This is a genomic window from Curvibacter sp. EU05-FHT14A10 (assembly GCF_058791075.1).
Genome location: NZ_JBYTDE010000002.1, coordinates 560,727 through 583,463 on the forward strand (window position 1 = coordinate 560,727; position 22,737 = coordinate 583,463).

Below are 22,737 nucleotides of genomic sequence, written 5' to 3' on the forward strand. Positions count from 1 at the left end.
GCAAGCCTGTTGCCCCGCCAGACTTCATGTCCCGCGGGGCTTTTTTCATGCTGCGGCCACCACCGTGACCTCGATCAGCGCACCGGGATACAAGGGCTCCGCCGCGACGGTGGTCCGCACAGGGAAAGGCGGGGCAAAGCACTCACCGTACACCTGATTGAACGCGGCAAAGTCCTCAGGGTGGCGCAGATGAACCGTGGCCTGGAGAACCTTGTCCAGGCTCGAACCTTCATTGGCCAGCGTGGCGGCCAGGTGATGCAGAACCAGGCGGGTCTGCGCTTCAACCCCTTCGGGCGCCCTGCCCGAGCTCTGGTGGGCCACTTCGCCAGACACAAAGAGGAGGCCGGCATGCTTGCGGACCTTGCTGAAATGTTGGGATGGTTGCGGTGATGGGAGGCTCATTTTTGATTCGAGATGCCGTGGTCTGAAATCAAAATTATCCCGAGACCCTGCCGATCATGGGTTGGCATATTCGCAATGTGGTCATGCAATTTCGGCAAACGCCCGAGCACCCGACACCCGAGCACTCCATTGAGCCTGAAGTCAGACCCGGCGGCCCTCCGGCCCGCGGCTCGACCCACGGATCACCAGTTGCCCCTCCAGCACCACCTTGCGGGGCGGGCGGCTCGGGTCGTCGATGCGCTGAAGCATCAGTTCGGCCGCGCTGCGGCCGATGTCGTAGGTGGGCTGGGCGATCACGGTCACGTCGACCGAGGGCAGCGCTGTCCAGTCGTTGTTGTCGAAACCGGCCAAGCCGATCTGGCCGGGCGAACGCCTGCCTGCGGCCTGCAAGGCCTGCACCGCGCCCATCAACAGCAGGCCGTTGGATGCCAGCAGGGCGTCCGGTCCGTCGGCCTGGGCCAGCAAAGCGGCGGCCGCCTCAATGCCGGCCTCGCGGGTGGGCGCCACCCGGTGCACCTCGGGGCGGAGGCCCTGAGCCTGCAAGGCGGCTTCGTAGCCGGCCTGGCGCTCCTGACCGGTGGTGCTGTGGTGGCCCACCAGCAAGGCAATGCGCCGGTAGCCCGCCGCCAGCAGGTGCTCGGTCAGCTGACGTGCTGCCGCCACGTTGTCTAGCAGCACCCGGTCCACCGGGGTGTCGGGCAGGGCACGGTCCACCATCACCACCGGAAACGGCCAGTCCGTGGGCCTGAAGCGCCGCAGGCCTTCCAGTGTGGGTGAGTAGATCACCCCGCTGGCCTGTTCGTCGGCCATCAGTTGCAGGTAGGAGTGCTCTTTTTCAGGGTTCTCGTCGGTATTGCACAAGATCAGACGCAGGCCGTGGCGGTAGGCCATGTCCTCAACCGCCCGCCCCACGTCCGTGAAAAAGGGGCTGCGGATATCGGACACGATCAGGCCCAACAACGAGGCTCGTTGTTGTCGCAACCGGCGGGCTGCCAGATTGGGCCGATACCCCAGGGCGGCAATCGCCTGTTCCACCTGGGCGCGCAACGCCGGTCGCACCGCCTGGGGCTGACTGAGCACCCGCGAGACCGTGGTGGTGGACACGCCGGCCTTGGCGGCCACGTCCTTGATGCTGCTCACCTGGAATCCTTTCTTTTACCGGCCTCCATGGTAACGCCCGTGAACCAATTTGGTATCGATTCCAAAAACAAACAGAATTCTGATCTGCACAATCAAATCCAGTAACCCGTTGCTTTTAATTTCTTCGCCAAAAATTCGGGGTTTACCCTTGTTTTAGGCCGCTCAATGGCGCAATCATGCCCATTCCAGAGAAACGAGATCGATAATGCCGAACTGAAATCGATACCAATTTGGAGACAGAGATGCCGATCCAGGTCGAAGTCCGTCTGGGGGCTGCCCCCCACAACCGCGAAGATGCCGTGCGTGCCGCCGGTGCCCTGCTGGCCCAGGCCGGCCATGTGCTGCCGGCCTATGTGGACAGCCTGTTGCAACGCGAAAAGCTGGCCAACACCTTTCTGGGCCAGGGGGTGGTGATCCCGCACGGTTTGATCGAAGACCGCCACCTGGTGCAGAGCACGGGCCTGGCGGTGCTGCAGGTCCCGGCCGGGGTGCGCTGGGGGGACGACGCCAAGCAGGCCCACCTGGTGGTGGCCATTGCGGCCGCCTCGGACGAGCACATTGACGTGCTGCGCCGCCTGACCCGCCTGATGCGCAACGAGGCCTTGATGCAGCGCCTGGTCACCACCCACGATGCGCAAGACATCGTGCGCGCCCTGACCACCGATGGCGAAGCCGATGCCACCGCCACCGCCACCGCCGTCCTGGAAGACTTTGCCCTGGGCCGCGAGGTGGCGCTGAGCTACCCCAACGGCTTGCATGCGCGCCCTGCCGGCCAATGGACCCAAACCGCACAGCGCTTCGCCGCCCAGGTGCACGTGCGTTACGACCAGGTGGTGGTCGACGCCAAGAACGTGGCGGCCCTGCTGAGCCTGGGCGCCGGCCGCGGGGCCACCCTGCGCCTGTCGGCCCAGGGCCCGGATGCCGAAGCGGCCTTGCGCGCCCTGCGGGCCATCGTCGTGCGGCTGGGCGAGGAGGAGGCGCGCCAGGCCCAGTTGGCCAGCTTTCGCCAGAGCCAGGCCCAAGGCCTGGGCCAGGTGCTGGGCGACTGGCAGCCCACGGCGCGCCAGACCTTCACCGGCATCGCGGCCAGCCCCGGCCTGGTGATCGGCACCCTGGTGCAGGCCGCCGGGGCGGTGCTGCAGGTCGAAGACCATTTCCGCAGCGCGCCGCAAGAGGCCGAAGCGCTTGAGCGCGCCCTGCAGGCGGCTTTGGCCGAGCTGGAAACCGGGGCCAGCCAGGCCCGGGGGCAGGGCCAGGCTGAACAAGCCGGCATCTTCAGTGCCCACGCCGGCTTGCTGCGCGACCCCCGCCTGCTGCAGGTGGTGAGCCGCGGCATCGTGCAGGGCCACGGCGCGGCCTGGGCCTGGCGCCAGGCCCTGAACGAGCGGGTAGCAGCCCAGCGGGCGCTGCCCGACGCCACCCTGGCCGCGCGTGCGGCGGATCTGCAGGATGCCGGCGACCGCGTGCTGCGTCACCTGCTGGGCCTGCCCACGCAGGCGCTGGGCGACACCTGGCCGGGCGACGCCATCCTGCTGGCCGACGACCTGTCGCCCTCTTTCACCGCCCAGCTCGACCCGACCCGCGTGCGTGGCTTCTGCACCGCCAGCGGGGGCCCCACGGCCCACACCGCCATCCTGGCCCGCGCCCTGGGCCTGCCGGCCCTGGTGGCCGGCGGCCCCGATCTGCTGCAGGCCGAGAGCGGCACCCTCGCCATCCTCGACGGCTACCGGGGCCGTTTGTATGTGGGGCCCAGCGCCACCGCCCTGATCGAGGCGCAGGAACAAATCGAGGGGCTGACCCGCCGGCAGGCCGAAGAGGCGCGCAACCGCCTGATGCCCGCCACCACCACCGATGGGCACACCGTGGAAATCGCAGCCAACGTCAACCGCGCCGACCAGGTGGCACGGGCACTTGAGGCCGGGGCCGAGGGCGTGGGCCTGATGCGCACCGAGTTCCTGTTTCTGGAGCGCGACACCGTGCCCGACGAAGAGGCTCAGTACCTGGCCCTGCGGGCCATGGTCGAGGCCCTGGGTGGACGGCCGCTGGTCGTGCGCACGCTGGACATCGGCGGCGACAAGCAGGTACCCCACCTGCAGTTGCCGGTCGAGGACAACCCCTTCCTGGGTGTGCGCGGTGCCCGCCTGGCGCTGCGCCGCGACGACCTGCTGCTGCCCCAGCTGCGCGCCCTGTGCCGCGCCGCCCGGCACGGCCCGCTGCAGATCATGTTCCCGATGATCAGCACTGTGGAGGAGGTGCAGGAACTGCGCCGGCGCATGGCCCAGGTGCGCGAAGAACTGGACGCCCCCGAGGTGCCGATCGGCATCATGATCGAGGTGCCTTCGGCCGCCTTGCTGGCCGACCGGCTGGCCGCCCAGGTCGACTTCTTCTCGATCGGCACCAATGACCTGACCCAGTACGCCCTGGCCGTGGACCGCCAGCACCCCGAACTGGCCGCCATGGCCGACAGCCTTCACCCCGCCGTGCTGCGCCTGGTAGAGCGCACCGTGGCTGGCGCGCGCCGCCATGGACGCTGGGTGGGCGTTTGCGGCGGCCTGGCCGGCGAGCCTCTGGGCGCGGCCCTGCTGGTGGGCCTGGGCGTGGACGAACTCTCCATGAGCGTGGGCGATGTGGGGCCGATCAAGGCCTTGCTGCGACGCCACAGCCTGAGCGAGCTTCAGGCCCTGGCCCGCCGGGCCCTGGACATGGACAGTGCCGACGAAGTGCGCGCCCTGGGCGGTGCGCTGCACGGTACCCCAAGCGGGGCTGACAGCCCGGAGGCCCAGGCATGAGCGCCCGCCTGATCACCATCACCCTCAACCCCGCCATCGACCAGACCGTGCGGCTGAGCCGTCTGGAGCCCGGCGCGGTGCACCGCGCGCTGGGCGAGCAGACCGAGGCGGGTGGCAAGGGCATCGGTGTGGCGGCGGTGCTGGCCGCCCTGGGCCGGCCGGTGACTGCCAGCGGCTGGCTGGGGGCCGACAACGACGCGGTGTTCCGCGCCGCGTTTGCCCACCACGGCATCACCGACGCCATGGTGCGCCTGCCTGGCGCCACCCGCACCAACATCAAATTGGCCGTGGCCGAACGCGGCGACAGCACCGACATCAACCTGCCCGGCCTGAGCCTGCCCGCCGAGGCCTTGCAGGCCGCAGAACAGCGCCTGCAAGAGGCCCTGGGCACCGCCGTGGCGCCGGGCGATTGGTGCGAACTGGCCGGCAGCCTTCCGCCGGGCACCGATGTGGCGCTGTGGGAGCGCCTGGCACGCTGGCTGGCCGGACGAGGCGCCCACTTGGTGATCGACACCGGCGGCGCCGTGCTGGGGCAGTTGCTGCAACGCCTGTCCGACCCGGCCCAGGGGCCAACGGTGGCGCCCGCCTTCATCAAGCCCAACCGGGCCGAACTCGAAGAACTAGTGGGCCGGGCCCTGCCAGATGCCCAGGCCGTGGCCGAGGCGGCCCAGGCCCTGGCCGGCCGGCACGGCGTGCAGCAGATGGTGGTGTCGCTGGGCGCCGAGGGCGCGGTGATGGTCAGCCCCCAGGGCTGCTGGCTGGCCGCGGCACCGCCCGTGCCGGTGGCCACCACGGTGGGTGCCGGCGACGCCTTGGTGGCAGGCACCCTGGCGGCCCTGATGGGCGGGCAGACCATGCCGGTCGCGGGTGTGTTCGGCATGGCCTGCGCCGCCGCCCGCATCCAGCGCATTGCGCCTGGCCTGCCCCCGCTGCACCAGGTGCACGAGCTGGCCAACCACATCCACACCACCCTGATCTGACCCCCGATCTGCCCCCTTTTCACTGAGCACACGGAGACACGCATGGCGCAACTCATTGCCCTCGCGGCCAGCCAGGCTGGCCCTGCCCACAGCTTTGTCACGGGCGAGGCCCTGCGGGCCGCTGCCGAACGCCAGGGCCACCACCTGGCCCTGTGGGTCAAAAGCCCGCTGGGTGACCAAGGTGTCTGGAGCGAGACCGAACGCGCAGGCGCCCTGGCCTGCATCCTGGCCTCGGACCTGGACAGCCCCCTGCCCCCGCATCTTCAGCCCCAGGTGCCCACCCTGCGGGTGACCCCGGCCGAGGTGCTGGCCGATGCCGAGGGCGTGCTGCGGCGCGCCCTGATGCCGGCGACAGACACTGGCGCGGCCCCAGCCATTGCCGCGACCAAGCCAGCGTCAAACAAGCCCCCAGCCCCGCAAGCCACGGCCCCCACGGCGCCGCTGCGCATCGTGGCCGTCACCTCATGCCCCACCGGGGTGGCCCACACCTTCATGGCGGCCGAGGCGCTGGAACAGGGCGCCAAGGCCCTGGGCCACCTCATCCAGGTCGAAACCCAGGGCTCGGTGGGTGCCCAGAACACCCTGAGCGCCCAAGCCATTGCCCAGGCCGACCTGGTGATCATTGCCGCCGACACCCAGGTGAACCGCGATCGCTTTGTGGGCAAGCGCCTGCATGTGACCGGCACCAAGGCCGCCATCCACGACGCAGGCGCCGTGTTCAACGAGGCGGCACGCCAGGCCGTGGTCTGGAACACCGCCACAGACCCCACAGCGGCGGCTTCGGCCAGCGCAGCACCGGCCGGCCCCCAGGCCCGCACCGGCGCCTACAAGCACCTGATGACCGGCGTGTCGTTCATGCTGCCCTTTGTGGTGGCCGGTGGCCTGTTGATTGCACTGGCCTTTGCGCTGGGCGGCATCTATGTCTATGACGATGCCCACAAAGGCACGCTGGGCTGGGTGCTGTTTCAGGTGGGGGCCAAGGCCGGCTTTGCGTTGATGCTGCCGGCCCTGGCCGGCTACATCGCCTACTCGATCGCCGACCGCCCCGGCATTGCACCGGGCATGATCGGCGGCCTGCTGGCCGGTACCGTGGGAGCCGGGTTTCTGGGGGCCATCGCGGCCGGCTTCATTGCTGGCTACAGCGTGCAGGCACTCAACCGGACCATGCGCCTGCCCCGCGGGCTGGAAGGCCTCAAGCCCGTCCTGCTGTTGCCGCTGCTGGGCGCGGCCATCACCGGCGTGCTGATGCTGATGGTGATCGGCGAACCCATGGCCGCCGTGATGAGCGCGCTCACCCACTGGCTCAAGGGCTTGCAGACCGGCAGCGCCGTGATGCTGGGCCTGGTGCTGGGCGGCATGATGGCCGTGGACATGGGCGGGCCCGTCAACAAGGCGGCCTATGTGTTCTCGACCACCTTGATCGGCTCGGGCGTGACCGAACCCATGGCCGCCGCCATGGCCGGCGGCATGACCCCGCCATTGGGCATCGCCCTGGCCTGCTGGCTGTTCCGCAGCCGCTTTTTGGCCGAAGAGCGCGACGCCGCCAAGGCCACTGCCGTGCTGGGCCTGGCCTTCATCTCCGAAGGGGCCATCCCCTACGTGGCGCGCGACCCCCTGCGCGTGATCCCGGCCTGCGTGCTCGGCTCGGCCGTGGCCGGTGGCCTGAGCATGTTCTGGCACATCGGCCTGCACGCCCCCCACGGCGGCATCTTCGTGCTGGCCATCCCGAACGCCGTCAACCAGGTGCTGCTGTATGCCGCCGCGATTGCCGTGGGCACGGTGGTGACGGCGCTGGCGCTGGGGGTGGTGAAACGGGAAGTGGCGGCCAAGGCCACCTGAACGTTCAAGGCCTGCCCTCCCCGACACCCCCTCACTTGGCAAGGATGTGAGGCAACAGGGGCCGGGAAAGCCGATTCACCCACCACTTCAGCGCCTCGCCCTCGTGGCCGATCTTCCAGCCCAGCCAGAATTGCTCGTCAGGCCGGGATTCCTGGCAGGGCAGTTCGACCAGGGTGCCGCGGGCCAATTCAGCCTGTATGCAGGCCAAGGGCAGAAAGCCATGGCCCAGCCCCGCCACCTGGTAGGCCACCTTGGCCTCCATGGAGGGCACGGTGATCCGCTTCTGGCCCAGTTGCACCCCCACCGTTCGCTCTGACAGGTGGCGTGCGCTGTCACCGACCACGATGGCGGTGTGCTTCAACAGCTGGTCCCGGCTCAAGGGCTGCGGAGCCCTGGCCAAGGGGTGGGTTGGCGCCACACAAAAGCCGAAGGCGAGCGAGCCCACGTTGACCGCCCTGTACCCGCCCCCGGCCGGGCCATCCCCGGCCGCGATGACCAGATCGGCACGGTCGTCACGCAGGGCCTCCCAACTGCCGGTCAGGGCCTCGCAGGCGATGCGCAAACGGGTGCCGCAATGCAGGTCTTCGAAGGCACAGACATCTGGCGCCAAGGCGCTGGGGGGGATCAACGAGTCATGCACCAGGCGCAACTCGGACTCATAGCCGGTGGCGATCTGACACATCCGTGACTCCAGATCGGCAGCGGCATCGAGAAGCCATCGCCCCTCTTTGAGCATCTCCCGCCCCGGGGGCGTGAGGGTGATGCGCGGCCCATTTCGCACAAACAAGGCCATGCCCAGCTGCGATTCCAGCTTGTTGATGGCATAGGACACGGTCGATGGCACCTTGTGAAGCCGCTCCGCCGCCGCGGCGAACGAGCCATGCCTGTCAATCGCGTCGATCAACTCAATGGCTTCAAGGGTGATCTTCAACATGCGTGCACTGCCCCTCTATGTTCGGATTTTTTGATTATGAAGCATGAAACTCTTCAATCCAAGCAGGCTTTTGGAAGTGGAAACTAGCATCTCTTCATCGGAAATCACCCACTGACGAGTTGATTCGATGAAATTGATCATCAACCAGATCGAAAGATCAACCAGTCCGGAGAGCAGCATGCTTGAACTTCGCAAAGCCGACCATCGGGGCCTCGCCAACCTGGGTTGGCTTGAGTCTCGTCACACCTTCTCATTTGGTCACTACCGCGACCCCCAGCAGCAGGGCTTTTCTGAATTGCTAGTCATCAATGACGACAGGGTGCAGGCCGAGCAGGGCTTCGGCACCCACCCGCACAACAACATGGAAATCTTTTCCTATGTGCTCGAAGGTGCGCTGGAGCACAAGGATTCGATGGGGACCGGCTCGGTCATCCACCCTGGCGACGTGCAGTTGATGAGCGCCGGCGCCGGGGTGCGGCACAGCGAGTACAACCACTCGGCAACCGAGCCGCTGCACTTTCTGCAAATCTGGATCGTGCCCAACATCCGGGCGGCCAAGCCGGGTTATCAGCAAAAGCACTTCAGCGAAGCGGACAAGCGGGGCCGGCTGGCGCTCATCATTTCGCCGGACGGTGCGGAGGGCTCACTGCGCATTCACCAGGACGCCCGCGTGTATGCCGGCCTGTTCGACGGCGACGAGGCCAGCACTTTGGCGCTGGGGCCCGACCGCTACGCCTATGTCCATGTGGCACGCGGCAGCCTGGAGGTGAACGGCCAAAGGCTCGCCGAAGGCGACGGGGCCCGTGTGCGCCATGAAGAGGTGTTGCATCTGAGCGCTGGCCGGCAGGCCGAGGTGCTGGTCTTCAACCTGCCGCCACGCGAATTGCCCTCGCGTTGACGCCCACCTCGACACCGCCTTGACCACCTGACAAATCTTCAAGACGGCATCGGACGGCCTTGGCACGATCGGTTCGCTTCCATTGATTTTTTCCCCACACCTACAAGGATCTCACCATGACACTCACCGCCACCCCGACACCCGGCGCCACCTTGCTCACGCCATCGGACCACGCCCTGATCCTGATCGACTACCAGTCACAGATGTCGTTCGCGACGCAGTCGATCGATGCCATCCAGCTGCGCAACAACGCGGCCCTGATCTCGCGCGCCGCCAAAGGCTTTGGCGTGCCCACCATCCTCACCACCGTGGCAGAGAAGAGCTTCTCCGGGCCCATGTACGAAGAGATCACCTCTGCCTTCCCGGGCCAGGCACTGATCGATCGCACCTCCATGAACACCTGGGAAGACGCCAACGTGATCCAACAGGTCAATGCCATCGGGCGTGACCGCGTGGTGCTGGGCGGGCTCTGGACCTCGGTGTGCATCGTCGGCCCGGCCTTGTCCGCACTGGCTCAGGGCTATGAGGTGTATGTCATTGCCGACGCCTGCGGTGATGTGTCGGTCGAAGCCCACAACCGCGCCGTGGACCGCATGGTTCAGGCCGGCGCCCGCCCCATGACCGCGCTGCAATACCTGCTGGAACTGCAACGGGACTGGGCGCGCACCGACAGCTACGAGCTGACCACGGGCATTGCCAAGCAGTACGGCGGCGCCTATGGCCTGGGCATCACCTACGCCAAGACCATGTTCGGCGCCCACGAAGGCTGACAGGCCATGAAGCCCTATCTTTTGGCACTGGCCGTCGGTCTGTTGGTGGGTGTCATCTACGGGGCGCTCAATGTGCGGTCACCAGCGCCCCCCGTGATTGCGCTGGTCGGCCTGCTGGGCATCCTGGCGGGCGAGCAGATCCCGTCTCTGCTCAGGCAGGTTCTTCAGGAGCGCGCGCACCGCGTGTCCTGGTTGAATGAGCAGGTCAAACCGCACATGTTCGGGCACCTGCCCAAAGCCCCGGTGAGGGCCCGTGAAACCAACGCCGAAAGGCAGGACAGCTGATGAACCCCGACAACCATCCCGACCTGATCCTCCACCGTGGCCTGTTCACCACGCTCGATCGCAGCCAGCCCCATGCCAGCGCCGTGGCCATCCGGGACGGGCGATTTCAGCAGGTGGGGCGCGATCACGAGATCCTGCCGCTGGCAGGCCCGAACACCCGGGTCATCGACCTGCGCGGCAAGCGCGTCCTGCCCGGCCTGATCGACAACCACATCCACATCATCCGCGGCGGTCTGAACTACAACATGGAGCTGCGCTGGGATGGTGTGCGCAGCCTGGCCGACGCGATGGCCATGCTCAAGCGCCAGGTCGACCTGACCCCCGCGCCGCAGTGGGTTCGCGTGGTGGGCGGCTTCACCGAGCACCAGTTCCAGGAGAAGCGCCTGCCCACGCTGGAAGAACTCAACGCGGTCGCACCGGACACCCCCGTTTTCATCCTGCACCTGTATGACCGGGCCTTGCTCAATGGCGCCGCCTTGCGGGCCGTGGGCTACACCAAGGACACCCAGGCCCCGCCCGGTGGCGAGATCCTGCGCGACGCGGGTGGCAACCCCACCGGTCTGTTACTGGCCAAGCCCAACGCGGGCATCTTGTATGCCACCCTGGCCAAAGGCCCCAAATTACCCATCGACTACCAGATCAACTCGACGCGCCACTTCATGCGCGAGCTGAATCGCCTGGGCGTGACCGGGGCCATCGATGCGGGTGGCGGCTTCCAGAACTACCCGCAAGACTATGAAGTGATCCAGACGCTGGCCGATGCGGGGCAGCTGACCCTGCGCCTGGCCTACAACCTCTTCACGCAAAAGCCCAAGCAAGAGAAAGAAGACTTCCTGCAATGGACCGCCACCTCGAAGTACAAGCAGGGTGACGACTACTTTCGCCACAACGGGGCGGGCGAGATGCTGGTGTTTTCGGCCGCCGACTTCGAAGACTTCCGCCAGCCGCGCCCTGACATGGGGCCCGAGATGGAGGGCGAACTCGAGGCCGTGGTGAGTCTGCTGGCGCAGAACCGCTGGCCTTGGCGCCTGCATGCCACCTATGACGAGACCATCAGCCGAGCCCTGGACGTGTTTGAGCGCGTGAACCAAAGCGTGCCCTTGCAAGGGCTGAACTGGTTCTTTGACCACTGCGAGACGATCTCCGAGCAGTCCATCGACCGCATTGCAGCGCTGGGTGGCGGCATTGCGGTTCAGCACCGGATGGCCTATCAGGGCGAGTATTTTGTCGAGCGCTATGGCCGGGGCGCTGCCGAGGCCACCCCGCCCGTGGCCCGCATGCTCGAAAAAGGCGTGAAGGTGTCAGCGGGCACCGATGCCACCCGCGTCGCCTCGTACAACCCCTGGGTGTCCTTGTCCTGGCTGGTCACCGGCAAGACGGTGGGCGGCCTGCAGCTCTACCCGCAGCGCAATTGCCTGGACCGCGAGGCCGCCCTGCGCATGTGGACAGACAACGTGACCTGGTTCTCCAACGAGGAAGGCAAAAAGGGCCGCATCGAAGCTGGCCAACTGGCCGACCTGATGGTGCCCGATCGCGATTTCTTTGCCTGCCCCGAGTCCGAGATTGCCGACACCACCTCCTTGCTGACGCTGGTGGGTGGCAAGGTGGTGTACGCATCGGGCCTCTTCCAGGATCACGACGAGGCCGCGCCTCCCCCTGCCATGCCGGACTGGTCTCCGGTGCGCACCTTTGGCGGCTACGCGGGCTGGGCTGACGAAGGCGGAGCCCCCTTGCAAGCCAGTTTGAAGCGTCAGGCCGCCGCCTGTGCCTGCAACGTGAGTTGCGGTGTCCATGGCCACGAACATGCCACGGCCTGGAGCCGCAAGCTGCCCATCGCCGACCTCAAGAGCTTCTGGGGGGCGCTCGGCTGCGCCTGCTGGGCCATCTGACCCCGACCGAGACGAGCATGCTCAGATCATCGACGGATCAGCCGCCCCAAGGGCCAGCGCATCACCTGGCATCGGCCATTCAATGGCTGGCCCTGCTCGGGCTTTGCGCGGCCTACCTGCAGGGGGGCGTCAACAAGCTGCTTGATTTTCCGGCAGCGGTGCAGGAGATGCAGCACTTCGGACTGGCCCCCGCCCCACTCCTGGCGGGGGGCACCATCGCACTGGAACTGGGGGCGTCCCTCATGGTCCTGACGGGTTGGTGGCGTGGGCTCGCGGCCGCCCTGCTGGCGTGCTTCACCGTCGCCGCGACCTTTCTGGCCAACCGCTACTGGACCCTGGCGCCACCGCTGCGCGACGGTGCGGCCAACGCCTTCTACGAACACCTGGGCCTGGTGGGCGGCTTCGTGCTCGTGGCCGTACAAGACTGGCGGGCTCGGCAGCGATGACGAACGCGCCCTCCCGCGACGGGAAAGCCCCGTCCAGACCGCAGCACCAGGTGATTGCCTGGCGCACCGATGACATTGGCTTTCAGCGCGTGGCGATCTCCACCGATCAACCGCTGGCCTTCAACCGGGTGTTCCACGATGACATCACCATCCTGGCCTTTCGGCAGTCCTATTGGCGCAGCGAGCAGGACCGGCGCCAGCACGATGAAACGCCTGATCACCTGGTGATTCGCAATGCCGGTCAGGTCTTTTCGGCCTGCCTCATGGAGGCCCATGCCAGCGCGGATACCGAACCCGAATGCCGGGAGATGCACCTGTCCAGCGGGCGGTTGGCGCAGATCTATGAACAGTCGCACGGCGTTCTGCCCGCGGTCGATTTCTCGTCGCCCGTGATCATGAGCCCGGAGCTGGTGCAGCTGTTCTGGGACACGCACTGGCTGTTTGAGCATCGCAACGAATGCAGCTTGCTGGCCACGACCTACCTCAGCTGGCTGTTGTCGGCCATTGCCCAGCGCAGCAGCGGGCAGGGCCTGAAGGCGTCGACCGCCTCTTGCACCCATCGCCCCATTCGGGCGATCGAATACCTCAGAGCGCATTTCCAGGACAAGATCAGCCTGAACGATCTGGCCCAGGTGTGCCAGACCAACCCTTACACCCTGCTGCGGCAGTTCAAGAAGGCCTTCGGCATCGCCCCGCACGACTACCTACTGGCCTACCGCATCTTTCGCGCCAAGCAATACCTGCAAGCCGGCTTGCCCTGCTCCGAGGTGGCCCAGCTGTGCGGCTTCGCAGACCAAAGCCATCTGAACAGGCGCTTCAAGCAGCGGCTTGGCGTGAGCCCGGGCAGCATCATCCCCAGAACGCGCAGCTGAAAGGCCGTGGGCCCCAGTTGCACGCTGGGCGGGCCGCGGCCCACAAATCAAGCACAGATGGCCAAACGATCGTCGGGTGATCTCCGCTTGATTTCTGCTTGATTTCTCCTTGATGGCGGGGCGCATCAATAACGTCCAAGACGACGCGGGACTTGATCACTACGCTGAACACATTGCCACCGTATTCAACCCACACCGGAGACGCCATGTCCCTCAATGCACCTGTCGATCGTCGCCAAGCCCTGCTGGGGGCGGCCGCTGTTCTGCCCACCCTGGCCATGGCCAAGGACAAACCCGCCACCCCGGCATCCACTCTGTCACACCCAGGAGCCCAGTCCATGACCCAAGGCAATGTCATCGTCACCCAAGACAAGACCCGCATCTTCTACAACGACTGGGGCCAAGGGCAGCCTGTCGTCTTCAGCCACGGCTGGCCCCTGAACGGAGATGCCTTTGAAGATCAGATGCTGTTCCTCGCATCGCGCGGGTATCGGGTCATCGCCCATGACCGGCGTGGCCACGGCCGCTCGTCTCAACCCGGCTTTGGCAACAACATGGATCAATATGCCGATGACCTGGCCGCCTTGACCGAGGCGCTGAACCTCAAAGACGCGGTGCACGTCGGCCACTCCACTGGTGGCGGCGAAGTGGCGCGCTACATCGGCCGGCACGGCACGAAACGCGTGGCCAAGGCGGTGCTGATCGGCGCGGTCACCCCCATCATGGCCAAGACCGACTGGAACCCGGCCGGTGTGCCCCTGTCGGTGTTTGACGGCATCCGTGCCGGTGTGCAGGCCAATCGGGCCCAGTTCTACAAAGACCTGACCCTGCCTTTCTATGGCTACAACCGAGCCGGCGCCAAGGTGTCAGAAGCCGTGCGCGACACCTTCTGGCTGCAAGGCATGACAGGCAGCATCCTGGCCCAGTACGAGTGCATCAAGGCCTTTTCGGAGACCGACCTGCGCGAAGACCTCCAACGCATGACGGTGCCCACCCTCATCATCCACGGCGATGATGACCAGATCGTGCCCCTGGAAACCACGGGGCGGGAGGCGGCCAAACTGGCACCGCGATCCAAACTGGAGATCGTGCCAGGCGCGCCCCATGGCCTGTGCACCACGCACAAGGACCGAATCAACGAGTTGCTGCTGGCCTTTTTGCAGGCCTGAACAACACCACCGGGAGTTCACCATGGGATATGTCACCAAGATGGATCTGCCGCCGCTGGTGCGTGGGCAGGTTGCACGCTTGTTGCAGCAGCGCCTGAACGACGCCATCGACCTGGACGCGCAACTCAAGCATGCGCACTGGAACGTCAAGGGCCCCCAATTTCTGCAGCTGCACCAGCTGCTGGATTCAGTGCACGACGCGATCGAAGAGGCGGTCGACCTCATTGCCGAGCGCATCACCGCCCTGGGCGGCACGGCCGATGGGCGCCTGAAAACCGCCGTCAACGGAAGCTCTCTGGCGGAGTACCCGCTGGGCCTGAAGGGCGGCGCGGCCCACCTTGACGCCGTCAGCGGGGCCCTGAGCGGCTTCGGGACTGGCGTGCGGCAAGACATTGAGGTGGCCAGCCATCTCGGTGACGCCGGCACGGCCGACCTGTTCACCCAACTGTCGCGCGAAACAGACAAGCTGTTGTGGCTGGTCGAGGCCCACCTGATCGACGCGCCCAACCTGGAGTCTGCCAATTGAATGCCGCCGTCCTGCAGGCATCGGGCGGGGGGCTGTCCCGGCACCATCGCATTCAGGCCTTGTCCATGTTCGAACTCTGCGGGCAGGCCCATCCCCATTGCACCGTGACCGCCGTGGCACGCCAATGCGGCCTGTCGCGGGGCCACTTCAGCGTGGCCTTCAAGGCCTGGACGGGTTACAGCCCGGCGCAATGGCGCCTTGCACGCAAGATTGACATGGCCAAACTGTTGCTCAAAGGCACACTCTCGATCGCAGACATTGCGAACGAATGCGGCTTTGCCGACCAGGCCCACCTGACACGCACCTTCCGCGCTGCGGAAGGCCTCTCGCCAGGCCAGTGGCGCAGCCAGTTCCGTGCCCACTGACACCCTCTTACCGCACCGAGACCGCCCCACCATGAAACCCTTACCTGCCCACCACGGCGCCACGCTTTTGGCGGGGGTGGCCGGCTTTGTCGACACGCTTGGGTTTGTCGCCTTGTTCGGCCTGTTCACCGCCCACGTCACGGGCAACTTCGTGTTGATCGGTGCCGAGCTGGTGCAGCCCGGGCGGGGCGTTGCGCTCAAGCTGCTGGCGTTTCCGGTCTTTGTGCTGGCGGTCGCGCTCTGCCGTTGGCTGGCTTTGGCACTCGAACGCCGAGGCCGGCCGCCTTTGGGCCCCTTGATGGGCCTGCAAGCCTTGCTCTTGCTGGCTTTCATGGCGGCGGGTGTGGCCTCAGAGCTTGTGCCAGGGCATTTTCAGCCCCTGGCCTACGCTGCAGGCCTGTTTGGCGCTGGCGCCATGGGCATGCAGAACGCCAGCAGCAAGATGCTGCTGGCCAAGCTGACGCCCAACACGGTCATGACTGGCAACGTCACCCAACTGGTCATGGAAGCCAGCGACTGGATCGCCGGGCGCCGGGATGCGGGCCTGAGCCAGCGCATCAGCCGGCTCTTCTACCCGGTTTTGACCTTTGCCCTGGGGTCGATCGCGGGTGCCCTCAGCTATTCGGCCGTCGGCTTTGTGGCCCTGTTGGTGCCGGTGACGGCCATCGCCTGCATCGCCACCGCAGGCTTGCACACCACCGAGCCCTGACGCCCGAACACGCCAAGCCGAATGCTTTGTGTTTGAAATTGACTCAGCCCGTTTTGTGAGCGATACCAGCAGACGGGTGCGCGCCAAATGGGCAAGACCCTGCAACCGGGGTTCAGACTCTCTGAATCCCATTTTCAACAAGAACCCAACCGTTCTATTTCAAACAGGAATCAACATGAAAAAGCAAATTTTGATCGCCGGTCTTCTGGTCTCGCACGCCTTCATCGGCACAGCCTTCGCGGCCGGCGAGGTCGATGCTGCAGACAGCAAGGCAGCCCCCACCAAAATGGTCACACCGGAAGAGAAGAAAGCCGCACGTGCAGAGCGCAAGGCCAACGGCGCCGCGGCTGCCAAGGCAACACCGATTCCTCAAGGGGGCGAAGTGGCCCTGGGTGACAGCAAGGCGGCGTCATCGGGCAAGGTAAGCGCCGAAGAGAAAAAGGCAGCCCGTGCCAAAAGAAAGATGGAAGGTGCCGCCGCAGCGAAGGCCGAAAAGAACGGCCAGTAAAGCACTTAGCGCTCCAGGTGCGCCAGGATGGGCACACAGGCCAGCGCGTCTATCCAGTGCCGACCTGGGCCCAAGGGCCCATCGCGGGTGCCTGAGCCCTTCGGCCGCCAGCTTCATCGCCTGGCGGCTGCCGATGACGCCCATCACCGGCGTCGCCAGCGCAGGCCTGCCGACCACCGCGCCCTGAGGCCACAGCCAGGGAAGCAGCGAACGCAGCACTGGCACCGAGATCCTCGCCGCCCAAAAGGGCCTGCCAAAGGGGCGATTGAGGGCTCAGCGTTGCCCAGCTGACCCTGCGCCCCCCGCTTGCGCCGCCTTGCCACCCTTGCCGGCCTCCAGCTCCGACGCCAGGTCATGGCTGCGCTTGACCAGGTACTGGCGAATCAGCTCCACCTGATCCATCGTCAGCACGCCATTGAAGCTGGGCATGCCCTTGGGGATGCGGGCGCCGTAAAGGATGCCGGCAAACTGCTGGTGTTTGGCGGGGGTCAGGTAGCGCAGGTCGGGCACCACGCCGCCGCTGATGGCGTTGATGCCGTGGCAAGAGGCACACAGGCCATTGAACAGGGTGCGCGCCTGCTGCACCTGCTCGGCGCTGGCCGTCAGCGTTTGCAGCGGGGGCAGATCGCGGGCCTGTTGAGCCGGTGCGGGCAGCTTGGCCTTGCCGTCGAGCTTGAAGGTGACCACGCGCGCTTCGGGCTGCACCTGCGCACCCAGCGACAGCGGCCCCCCGATCAGGGGCAAGGCACCGCCCCAGCCCACCATGAAGGTCACGTATTGCTCGCCCTTGACCAGGTAGGTGACCGGGCCCGCCATGGCGCCGGAGTTGACGCGCTGCTCCCACAGCTTGCGGCCGGTGTCTGCGGCATAGGCCACGGCCCGGCCATCGGCCGTGCCCTGGAAAACCAGGTTGCCGGCCGTGCTGAGGGTGCCGCCATTGCCCGGGGCCTGGTAGTCCACCGTCCAGGCCGGCGCCTTCTTCACCGGGTCCCAGGCGATCAGGCGGCCCTTCCAGGCGTCGCGCACCTGCGCTGTGATCTGCGGGTCTTCAGGCAGGTCGGGGGCATTCAAGCCCAGGTTGACCACCGATTTGGTGGGCAGAAACTCGGGCGCCTTGGCCGCCTCCAGGCCGGCCACCGTCTCTTGCGCCGGCAGGTAGATGTAGCCCGTCTGGGGGTTGAACGACATGGGCTGCCAGCTGTGGCCACCCAGGAACGAGGGCACCACCATTTTCGGGCCCTTGTTGTAGTCGGCCTCGCCCGTCATCACGGGCCGGCCCGTGCTCAGGTCCACATGCGAAGCCCAGTTGGCCGGCACAAACTTGTCGGCCGACAGCAGCTTGCCCGTCTGCCGATCCAGCACATAGAAAAACCCGTTCTTGGGCGCCTGCATGATGACCTTGCGCGGCTTGCCATCGATCACGATGTCGGCCAGCACCATGTGCTGCGTGGCGGTGAAATCCCAGCGGTCGCCGGGCGTGGTCTGGTAGTGCCACACGTACTCGCCGGTGTCCGGGCGCACGGCAACGATGGACGACAAAAACAGGTTGTCGCCCTTGCCTTCGCTGCGGAACTCGTAGTTCCAGGGTGAGCCATTGCCCACGCCCACATAGAGCAGGTCAAGCTCAGGGTCGTAGGCCATCGAGTCCCACACCGTGCCGCCACCGCCCCACTTCACCCAGCCATTGCCCGACCAGGTCTTGAGGGCCATCTGCATGGCGGCGTTCTCGGGCGGGTTCTTCGGGTCGCCAGGCACGGTGTAGAAGCGCCAGGCCTGCTGGCCGGTGTCGGCATCGTAGGCCGTCACATAGCCCCGCACCCCGAACTCGGCGCCGCCATTGCCGATCAGCACCTTGCCCTTCACGATGCGCGGGGCGCCCGTGATGGTGTAGCTCTTCTTGTGGTCAATGACGGTATCGACCTCCCAGACCTTGCGGCCGTTGCGGGCGTCAAGCGCGATCAGGCGGCCATCGAAGGCGCCCACATAGACACGGCCCTTCCAGACGGCCACGCCGCGGTTGACGATGTCGCAGCAGCCGGTAGACAGGCTTTCCACCCGCACCTGCGGATCGAACTTCCACAAGGGCTTGCCCGTGCGGGCATCGAGCGCATAGACGATGCTCTTGGCGCCGGTGGTGTACATCACGCCATCCACCACAATGGGTGTGGCCTCGACACCGCGGTCGATGTCGAGCTTGTAAGTCCAGGCCACACCCAGCTGGCCCACGTTGGCATCGTTCACCCGCTTGAGCGGGCTGAACCGCTGCTCATCATAGGTGCGGCCATGGCTCATCCAGTTGCCGGGCTCTTGATCCGCCCTTTGAATGCGCTGCCCATCCACATCCGCCGGCGGGCGCAGGGCCATGGCCGGCGCAGCGGTGGTGAAGAGCCCCCCGGCCAGGAGGGTGAGCGAAAGCAGGCGATGGCGGCGTGAGCTTGACATGGGCAGTCTCCGAGTTGTTCTGCCGCGAATTGTCTGAAGTCAAGCCCGTTCGCGCATCGCGAACAATCGTTAAGGGTGAGCCCTAGGCTGGCGGGGGGGTGTTGGGGGTATTCAGACTGCGGTGCTGGCCTGTGAAGAGCCCATTGGCTCAACAAAGACCAGCGCGCAAGCGAGCGGTCCTCCCTCCGACGCGCTTGCTATCAAGCAAACCCGTATGGCCCCTCAAAGTCACCCATGTGGCTCACGTGGCTGATCATGCCGTGGGCCTCGTCCCACAAGTGCAGCATGCAGCCGCGCGGGCCGATGTGAGACTGCGGCTTGGCATCGGGAGCCAGTTGCAAGTCAATTTCCGTGGTGGTGCTAGGGCAAGAGCACAAGACGGTTCCACCCCAACGCCGCACCATGGTGCGATGAACATGCCCACATAGCACAAGCTCGATGTTGGGCGCCGCCCGCACCACCGCCTCCAGGGCCTGTGCCGTCATGTAGCGGTACTTGTCCATGTAATGGATGCCGCTCATGAACGGCGGATGGTGGAGCATCAAAAGTGTGGGCTTGACCCTGTCTTGAGCCAGCACGCCGGCCAGCCACGCAAGGCCTTGCTCGTCGATCTGCCCGTGGTGTTTCCCTGTTGGGCACGAGTCGAGTCCTATCAGGCGAACTGAATAGTCGTCGTTGCACCAGTGCAGGGGGCCCGTCGTGGGCAAATAGGGCTGATCCTGAAACGCGAGACGGAAATTCTCACGGTGATCGTGGTTGCCCGGAATGACGAAGACGGGTATGCGCGAAGCCGCCAGCAACTCGCGCACCATCGCGTACTCCGCAGGCAGCCCCTCATCAACCAGGTCACCCGTGATCAGCATCAGGTCCGGGAGTTGATCAAGGGCGTGAACATGGGCGATCGCTTCCGTGAACATCCGGTTGGAATCCGCAACGCCTTGGTACAGCTCGCCTTTGGGACGGATGTGCGGGTCTGACAACTGAGCAATGAGCATGAGAATCCCCAATAAACCTGGCGTCAGGCTAAATCAAATCCAAGGAAGGTCTGTAAAACCTCCGCGTCCCGATCCAGATTCGACCCTGAGTTGCGCGAAATCCATGCATTGGTAAATGCCTTTGGAATTGAAGCCCAGTCGGAGAGTTACGAGCCTACGGCTGCGCCTGGCCGGCAGCCGAAGCAAGCGTGCAACAGCGCTCAGCGCACCAGCGATTTCCTCATGTAGGCCAGGTAGAAGCCGGGCGCATAGTCCTCGACCCGCGCGTACTCTTCGTAGCCGTGCTTTTGGTAGAACGCGGGTGCCTGCCACTCGAAGGTGTCGAGCTTCGAATTTTTGGCACCCAGCTCGATGGCTTGCCGTTCTGCTTCCGCGAGCAGGCGACTGCCCAAGCCATGGCCGCGTACCTCGCCTTCGACAAACAGCACTTCGATGTTGAGCCAGTAGAGAAACACAAAGCTTCTCAGCCCGCCGACGCATCGGCCATTCTCATCTCTGGCAGTTAACCGAATGTACTGCTGCTCGGGATATTCACCGACGAAGCCATAGTTGTAGCGGCGCAGCTTCAGGCCGAGCTCGCTGGAGCGGAGTTCATCGGGTGTGGCGGTCGTTATGGTGATGTTTTCCATTCGGAAGAATGGTAGTGGAACTGCTCAGCAAAGGTCGGCTTCTGGCCTTTTTCGGCCCTCCTATCAGGGGATTCGCCTACGATGTCCGCATGGACAAGCAGGCCGCGAGCAAGAGCACCAACCGCCACGACTACGAGCAGGCCGCATCACCCCTGGGCGTGATGCCCAAGGATTATCCAGACGGCTTCGTCGTCGGTTGGCACGCCCATGTCCGCGGGCAGCTCATTCACGCGGTTTCCGGCTTGATGAAGGTGCGTACCGAAAAGGGCTTCTGGCTCGTGCCGCCTTTGCATGCGCTGTGGATGCCCCCGGGCCTGATGCATGACATGCAGGCTTGCGGACCAGTTGCCTTGCGCACGCTATACGTCCACCCGGCAGTGCTGTCCCAACTGCCGGTGGTTCCCAAGGCGCTGGGGATCTCTCCACTGCTGCGCGAGTTGCTCGTACGAGCCTCTGTCATACCCATCGACTACCCCGCCGGCAGCCACGAGGCGCAATTGCTCCAGGTTCTTCTGGGCGAGGTGCAGGGTGCGTGCGAGGCCATCGATTTTCACCTCCAACCGGCCCGGGACAGGCGCTTGGCCCATGTCTGCGATGCGCTGGTCGCGCAGCCCGGCGACACCCGAGAGCTGACGCAGTGGGCCGAATTGGCGGGCTGTTCGAGTCGCACGCTCGCGCGCCTGTTCAAGCAAGAGTTCAGCCTGTCCTTCAGCACCTGGCGCCAGCAAGTGCGTCTGATGGCCGCGCTTACGCGCCTGGCGCGCGGGGAGCAGGTCACGAGCATCGCTCTGGACCTGGGCTACGGAAGTCCTGGGGCGTTCACAGAGGTGTTCCGGCGCTGGCTCGGTACCGTGCCCTCCAGTTACTTCGGCGGGATATAGCACCACCTGCCTGCTGCAGGCGTTCAGTTTGTCTGTTCTGCCGCAGTCATTGTCCATTTGGCCGCAGCGGGTCAAGCGGCGGTCTCCTAACCTTGGCTTGGGCTTTTTCGTACCAGACGCGAGTCCACGACACAAGACACCAGGAGACAACACTTTGACTTTTTTGATTCACCTATCGACAGATCACGTCTCGCTCAAGAGCCGCCGACGCGTCGGTCTATGCCTGATGGCTACCATGCTCTCCACTCTCCACGCCCCATTGGCACAAGCCACACCATCCGTCTCCCCCGATTTGGCGGCCAAAGCCGCCTTCGCGCCGCAGGCCAGTTTCAGCCGCCAGGACGTGGCTTTCGATGCCGATGGTGTTCAACTGAGGGGCTGGCTCTACTTGCCCGCCGGCAGTGGGCCAACGCGACGCGCGCCGGCCGTGGTGATGGCTGGCGGCTACGGCACCACAAAGGAGATGTTCACCGACCGCTATGCCGAAGCCTTCGCGGCGGCAGGGCTGGCCGTGCTGCTATACGACCACCGCGGCTTCGGAGCCAGCGACGGGGAGCCGCGGCAGGAGATCGATCCCTGGCGCCAGGTGGAAGACCTGCGGCACGCCATCACCCATGCCAGCAGCTTGCCGGCCGTGGACCCGGTGCGCATCGGCGTCTGGGGCAGTAGCTACAGCGGCGGTCATGCGCTGGTGGTCGCCGCCACGGACCGGCGTGTGCGCTGCGTGGCCGTGCAGGTGCCCACCACCCATGGCAGCCAGACAGCCCAGCGTCGGGCATCGGGTGAGGCTGAGGCCGCGTTGCTTCGGCGTTTTGCAGAAGAACGCTTGCGCCGCGCCCGTGGCGAAGCCCCGACCCGGCTGCGCCTGATGGGCGACGCGACTTCCAATGCGATCTACCGCAGCCAGGAGGCCGTGGACTGGTACACCGCCGCCTATACACGAGCCCCCGGTGCCGTACCGGAGGTCACGTTGCGGTCGGTGGAAGCGGCACGTGGCTACAACCCAGTGGATTTCATCGACCGCATCAGCCCGACGGCGCTGCTGATGCAGGTGGCCGAACACGACAGCGTCACCCCCACGGATCTGGCGCTGAGTGCTTATGCTCGCGCACTGGAACCCAAGGCTTTGCGTATCGTGCCGGGAGCCGGGCACTTCGACGTCTACGAACGAGACTTCGACAGCACATCCCAGGCGGCGATCAACTGGTTCCAGCGTTACCTCGGTGTACGCTGATCGGCTTACCCGGCCATGTGATGCCAATTCGAGAC

General features: G+C 65.7%; 22 protein-coding genes. 16 read left to right on the plus strand and 6 right to left on the minus strand.

The window, feature by feature from the left end; genetic code table 11:
• Positions 1-45: 45 nt before the first annotated feature.
• Together AC3WUT_RS05685 and AC3WUT_RS05690 are read right to left on the minus strand one after the other, a co-directional pair.
• The gene (locus AC3WUT_RS05685; RefSeq protein WP_492346099.1) at positions 46-402 is read right to left on the minus strand and encodes a RidA family protein; all 357 of its coding nucleotides are present in this window, start codon (positions 400-402) and stop codon (positions 46-48) included.
• Positions 403-543: 141 nt separating this feature from the next.
• On the minus strand, positions 544-1,542 hold the full coding sequence (locus AC3WUT_RS05690; RefSeq protein ID WP_492346100.1) for a LacI family DNA-binding transcriptional regulator: 999 nt from the start codon (positions 1,540-1,542) through the stop codon (positions 544-546).
• 242 nt (positions 1,543-1,784) lie between these two features.
• Between AC3WUT_RS05690 and ptsP the strand changes: the two genes are divergently transcribed.
• Genes ptsP through AC3WUT_RS05705 form a run of 3 tightly spaced genes read left to right on the plus strand, consistent with a single transcriptional unit; the run spans position 1,785 to position 7,150 of the window.
• Positions 1,785-4,331: a phosphoenolpyruvate--protein phosphotransferase gene (gene ptsP, locus AC3WUT_RS05695; RefSeq protein WP_492346101.1), complete on the plus strand. Its 2,547-nt coding sequence runs from the start codon at positions 1,785-1,787 to the stop codon at positions 4,329-4,331.
• Positions 4,328-5,311 carry a 1-phosphofructokinase family hexose kinase gene (locus AC3WUT_RS05700; RefSeq protein WP_492346102.1) on the plus strand — a complete coding sequence of 328 codons (984 nt, stop codon included), beginning with the start codon at positions 4,328-4,330 and terminating at the stop codon, positions 5,309-5,311. The genes ptsP and AC3WUT_RS05700 overlap by 4 nt, the downstream gene beginning before the upstream one ends.
• A gap of 42 nt (positions 5,312-5,353) precedes the next feature.
• Complete coding sequence (locus AC3WUT_RS05705; RefSeq protein WP_492346103.1) at positions 5,354-7,150, plus strand: fructose-specific PTS transporter subunit EIIC; 1,797 nt, start codon at positions 5,354-5,356, stop codon at positions 7,148-7,150.
• Between the two features lie 31 nt (positions 7,151-7,181).
• Here the strand turns inward: AC3WUT_RS05705 and AC3WUT_RS05710 are convergent, their stop codons facing one another.
• Positions 7,182-8,084, minus strand: coding sequence for a LysR family transcriptional regulator (locus AC3WUT_RS05710; protein ID WP_492346104.1), 903 nt, complete (start codon positions 8,082-8,084; stop codon positions 7,182-7,184).
• A gap of 178 nt (positions 8,085-8,262) precedes the next feature.
• Here AC3WUT_RS05710 and AC3WUT_RS05715 point away from each other — a divergent pair, with 178 nt between their 5' ends.
• From AC3WUT_RS05715 to AC3WUT_RS05765, 11 genes are all read left to right on the plus strand, one after another.
• Positions 8,263-8,982, plus strand: a complete 720-nt coding sequence (locus AC3WUT_RS05715; protein WP_492346105.1) for a pirin family protein — start codon at positions 8,263-8,265, stop codon at positions 8,980-8,982.
• Between the two features lie 116 nt (positions 8,983-9,098).
• Positions 9,099-9,752 carry a hydrolase gene (locus AC3WUT_RS05720; RefSeq protein WP_492346106.1) on the plus strand — a complete coding sequence of 218 codons (654 nt, stop codon included), beginning with the start codon at positions 9,099-9,101 and terminating at the stop codon, positions 9,750-9,752.
• 6 nt (positions 9,753-9,758) lie between these two features.
• On the plus strand, positions 9,759-10,037 hold the full coding sequence (locus tag AC3WUT_RS05725) for a DUF1427 family protein (RefSeq protein ID WP_492346107.1): 279 nt from the start codon (positions 9,759-9,761) through the stop codon (positions 10,035-10,037).
• Positions 10,037-11,926 carry an amidohydrolase gene (locus AC3WUT_RS05730; protein ID WP_492346108.1) on the plus strand — a complete coding sequence of 630 codons (1,890 nt, stop codon included), beginning with the start codon at positions 10,037-10,039 and terminating at the stop codon, positions 11,924-11,926. The genes AC3WUT_RS05725 and AC3WUT_RS05730 overlap by 1 nt, the downstream gene beginning before the upstream one ends.
• Positions 11,927-11,943: 17 nt before the next feature.
• Positions 11,944-12,372, plus strand: coding sequence for a DoxX family protein (locus AC3WUT_RS05735; protein WP_492346109.1), 429 nt, complete (start codon positions 11,944-11,946; stop codon positions 12,370-12,372).
• Positions 12,369-13,244, plus strand: coding sequence for an AraC family transcriptional regulator (locus AC3WUT_RS05740; protein ID WP_492346110.1), 876 nt, complete (start codon positions 12,369-12,371; stop codon positions 13,242-13,244). The genes AC3WUT_RS05735 and AC3WUT_RS05740 overlap by 4 nt, the downstream gene beginning before the upstream one ends.
• Positions 13,245-13,582: 338 nt before the next feature.
• Positions 13,583-14,413 carry an alpha/beta fold hydrolase gene (locus AC3WUT_RS05745; RefSeq protein WP_492346170.1) on the plus strand — a complete coding sequence of 277 codons (831 nt, stop codon included), beginning with the start codon at positions 13,583-13,585 and terminating at the stop codon, positions 14,411-14,413.
• Between the two features lie 22 nt (positions 14,414-14,435).
• On the plus strand, positions 14,436-14,939 hold the full coding sequence (dps, locus tag AC3WUT_RS05750; RefSeq protein ID WP_492346111.1) for a DNA starvation/stationary phase protection protein Dps: 504 nt from the start codon (positions 14,436-14,438) through the stop codon (positions 14,937-14,939).
• The gene (locus AC3WUT_RS05755; RefSeq protein ID WP_492346112.1) at positions 14,936-15,304 is read left to right on the plus strand and encodes a helix-turn-helix transcriptional regulator; all 369 of its coding nucleotides are present in this window, start codon (positions 14,936-14,938) and stop codon (positions 15,302-15,304) included. The genes dps and AC3WUT_RS05755 overlap by 4 nt, the downstream gene beginning before the upstream one ends.
• A 31-nt stretch (positions 15,305-15,335) precedes the next feature.
• Complete coding sequence (locus AC3WUT_RS05760; protein ID WP_492346113.1) at positions 15,336-16,013, plus strand: YoaK family protein; 678 nt, start codon at positions 15,336-15,338, stop codon at positions 16,011-16,013.
• Between the two features lie 175 nt (positions 16,014-16,188).
• Positions 16,189-16,521, plus strand: coding sequence for a hypothetical protein (locus tag AC3WUT_RS05765; RefSeq protein ID WP_492346114.1), 333 nt, complete (start codon positions 16,189-16,191; stop codon positions 16,519-16,521).
• 273 nt (positions 16,522-16,794) lie between these two features.
• On the opposite strand, the gene AC3WUT_RS05770 is transcribed toward AC3WUT_RS05765, so the two are convergent.
• The 3 genes from AC3WUT_RS05770 to AC3WUT_RS05780 form a co-directional block, all read right to left on the minus strand.
• A complete protein-coding gene (locus tag AC3WUT_RS05770) occupies positions 16,795-18,963 on the minus strand; it encodes a PQQ-dependent dehydrogenase, methanol/ethanol family (protein WP_492346115.1) in 2,169 nt (722 codons plus the stop codon).
• Positions 18,964-19,163: 200 nt separating this feature from the next.
• Entirely contained in the window at positions 19,164-19,958 is a 795-nt protein-coding gene (locus tag AC3WUT_RS05775; protein ID WP_492346116.1) for a phosphodiesterase, read from the minus strand.
• 200 nt (positions 19,959-20,158) lie between these two features.
• The gene (locus AC3WUT_RS05780) at positions 20,159-20,587 is read right to left on the minus strand and encodes a GNAT family N-acetyltransferase (protein ID WP_492346117.1); all 429 of its coding nucleotides are present in this window, start codon (positions 20,585-20,587) and stop codon (positions 20,159-20,161) included.
• A 14-nt stretch (positions 20,588-20,601) separates the two neighbouring features.
• Between AC3WUT_RS05780 and AC3WUT_RS05785 the strand changes: the two genes are divergently transcribed.
• A complete protein-coding gene (locus AC3WUT_RS05785; protein WP_492346118.1) occupies positions 20,602-21,468 on the plus strand; it encodes an AraC family transcriptional regulator in 867 nt (288 codons plus the stop codon).
• Between the two features lie 235 nt (positions 21,469-21,703).
• Entirely contained in the window at positions 21,704-22,702 is a 999-nt protein-coding gene (locus AC3WUT_RS05790; RefSeq protein ID WP_492346119.1) for an alpha/beta hydrolase, read from the plus strand.
• Positions 22,703-22,737 lie beyond the last annotated feature (35 nt).

Excerpts from the sequence above, each read along its gene's own strand:
- AC3WUT_RS05720 (WP_492346106.1), top strand. The coding sequence starts at position 9,099 with ATGACACTCACCGCCACCCCGACACCCGGCGCCACCTTGCTCACGCCA.
- AC3WUT_RS05775 (WP_492346116.1), bottom strand. The coding sequence starts at position 19,958 with ATGCTCATTGCTCAGTTGTCAGACCCGCACATCCGTCCCAAAGGCGAG.
- AC3WUT_RS05780 (WP_492346117.1), bottom strand. The coding sequence starts at position 20,587 with ATGGAAAACATCACCATAACGACCGCCACACCCGATGAACTCCGCTCC.
- AC3WUT_RS05715 (WP_492346105.1), top strand. The coding sequence starts at position 8,263 with ATGCTTGAACTTCGCAAAGCCGACCATCGGGGCCTCGCCAACCTGGGT.
- AC3WUT_RS05770 (WP_492346115.1), bottom strand. The coding sequence starts at position 18,963 with ATGTCAAGCTCACGCCGCCATCGCCTGCTTTCGCTCACCCTCCTGGCC.
- AC3WUT_RS05730 (WP_492346108.1), top strand. The coding sequence starts at position 10,037 with ATGAACCCCGACAACCATCCCGACCTGATCCTCCACCGTGGCCTGTTC.
- AC3WUT_RS05745 (WP_492346170.1), top strand. The coding sequence starts at position 13,583 with ATGACCCAAGGCAATGTCATCGTCACCCAAGACAAGACCCGCATCTTC.
- AC3WUT_RS05700 (WP_492346102.1), top strand. The coding sequence starts at position 4,328 with ATGAGCGCCCGCCTGATCACCATCACCCTCAACCCCGCCATCGACCAG.
- AC3WUT_RS05740 (WP_492346110.1), top strand. The coding sequence starts at position 12,369 with ATGACGAACGCGCCCTCCCGCGACGGGAAAGCCCCGTCCAGACCGCAG.
- AC3WUT_RS05765 (WP_492346114.1), top strand. The coding sequence starts at position 16,189 with ATGAAAAAGCAAATTTTGATCGCCGGTCTTCTGGTCTCGCACGCCTTC.
- AC3WUT_RS05760 (WP_492346113.1), top strand. The coding sequence starts at position 15,336 with ATGAAACCCTTACCTGCCCACCACGGCGCCACGCTTTTGGCGGGGGTG.
- ptsP (WP_492346101.1), top strand. The coding sequence starts at position 1,785 with ATGCCGATCCAGGTCGAAGTCCGTCTGGGGGCTGCCCCCCACAACCGC.
- AC3WUT_RS05790 (WP_492346119.1), top strand. The coding sequence starts at position 21,704 with ATGCTCTCCACTCTCCACGCCCCATTGGCACAAGCCACACCATCCGTC.
- AC3WUT_RS05710 (WP_492346104.1), bottom strand. The coding sequence starts at position 8,084 with ATGTTGAAGATCACCCTTGAAGCCATTGAGTTGATCGACGCGATTGAC.
- AC3WUT_RS05735 (WP_492346109.1), top strand. The coding sequence starts at position 11,944 with ATGCTCAGATCATCGACGGATCAGCCGCCCCAAGGGCCAGCGCATCAC.
- AC3WUT_RS05685 (WP_492346099.1), bottom strand. The coding sequence starts at position 402 with ATGAGCCTCCCATCACCGCAACCATCCCAACATTTCAGCAAGGTCCGC.
- AC3WUT_RS05705 (WP_492346103.1), top strand. The coding sequence starts at position 5,354 with ATGGCGCAACTCATTGCCCTCGCGGCCAGCCAGGCTGGCCCTGCCCAC.
- dps (WP_492346111.1), top strand. The coding sequence starts at position 14,436 with ATGGGATATGTCACCAAGATGGATCTGCCGCCGCTGGTGCGTGGGCAG.
- AC3WUT_RS05725 (WP_492346107.1), top strand. The coding sequence starts at position 9,759 with ATGAAGCCCTATCTTTTGGCACTGGCCGTCGGTCTGTTGGTGGGTGTC.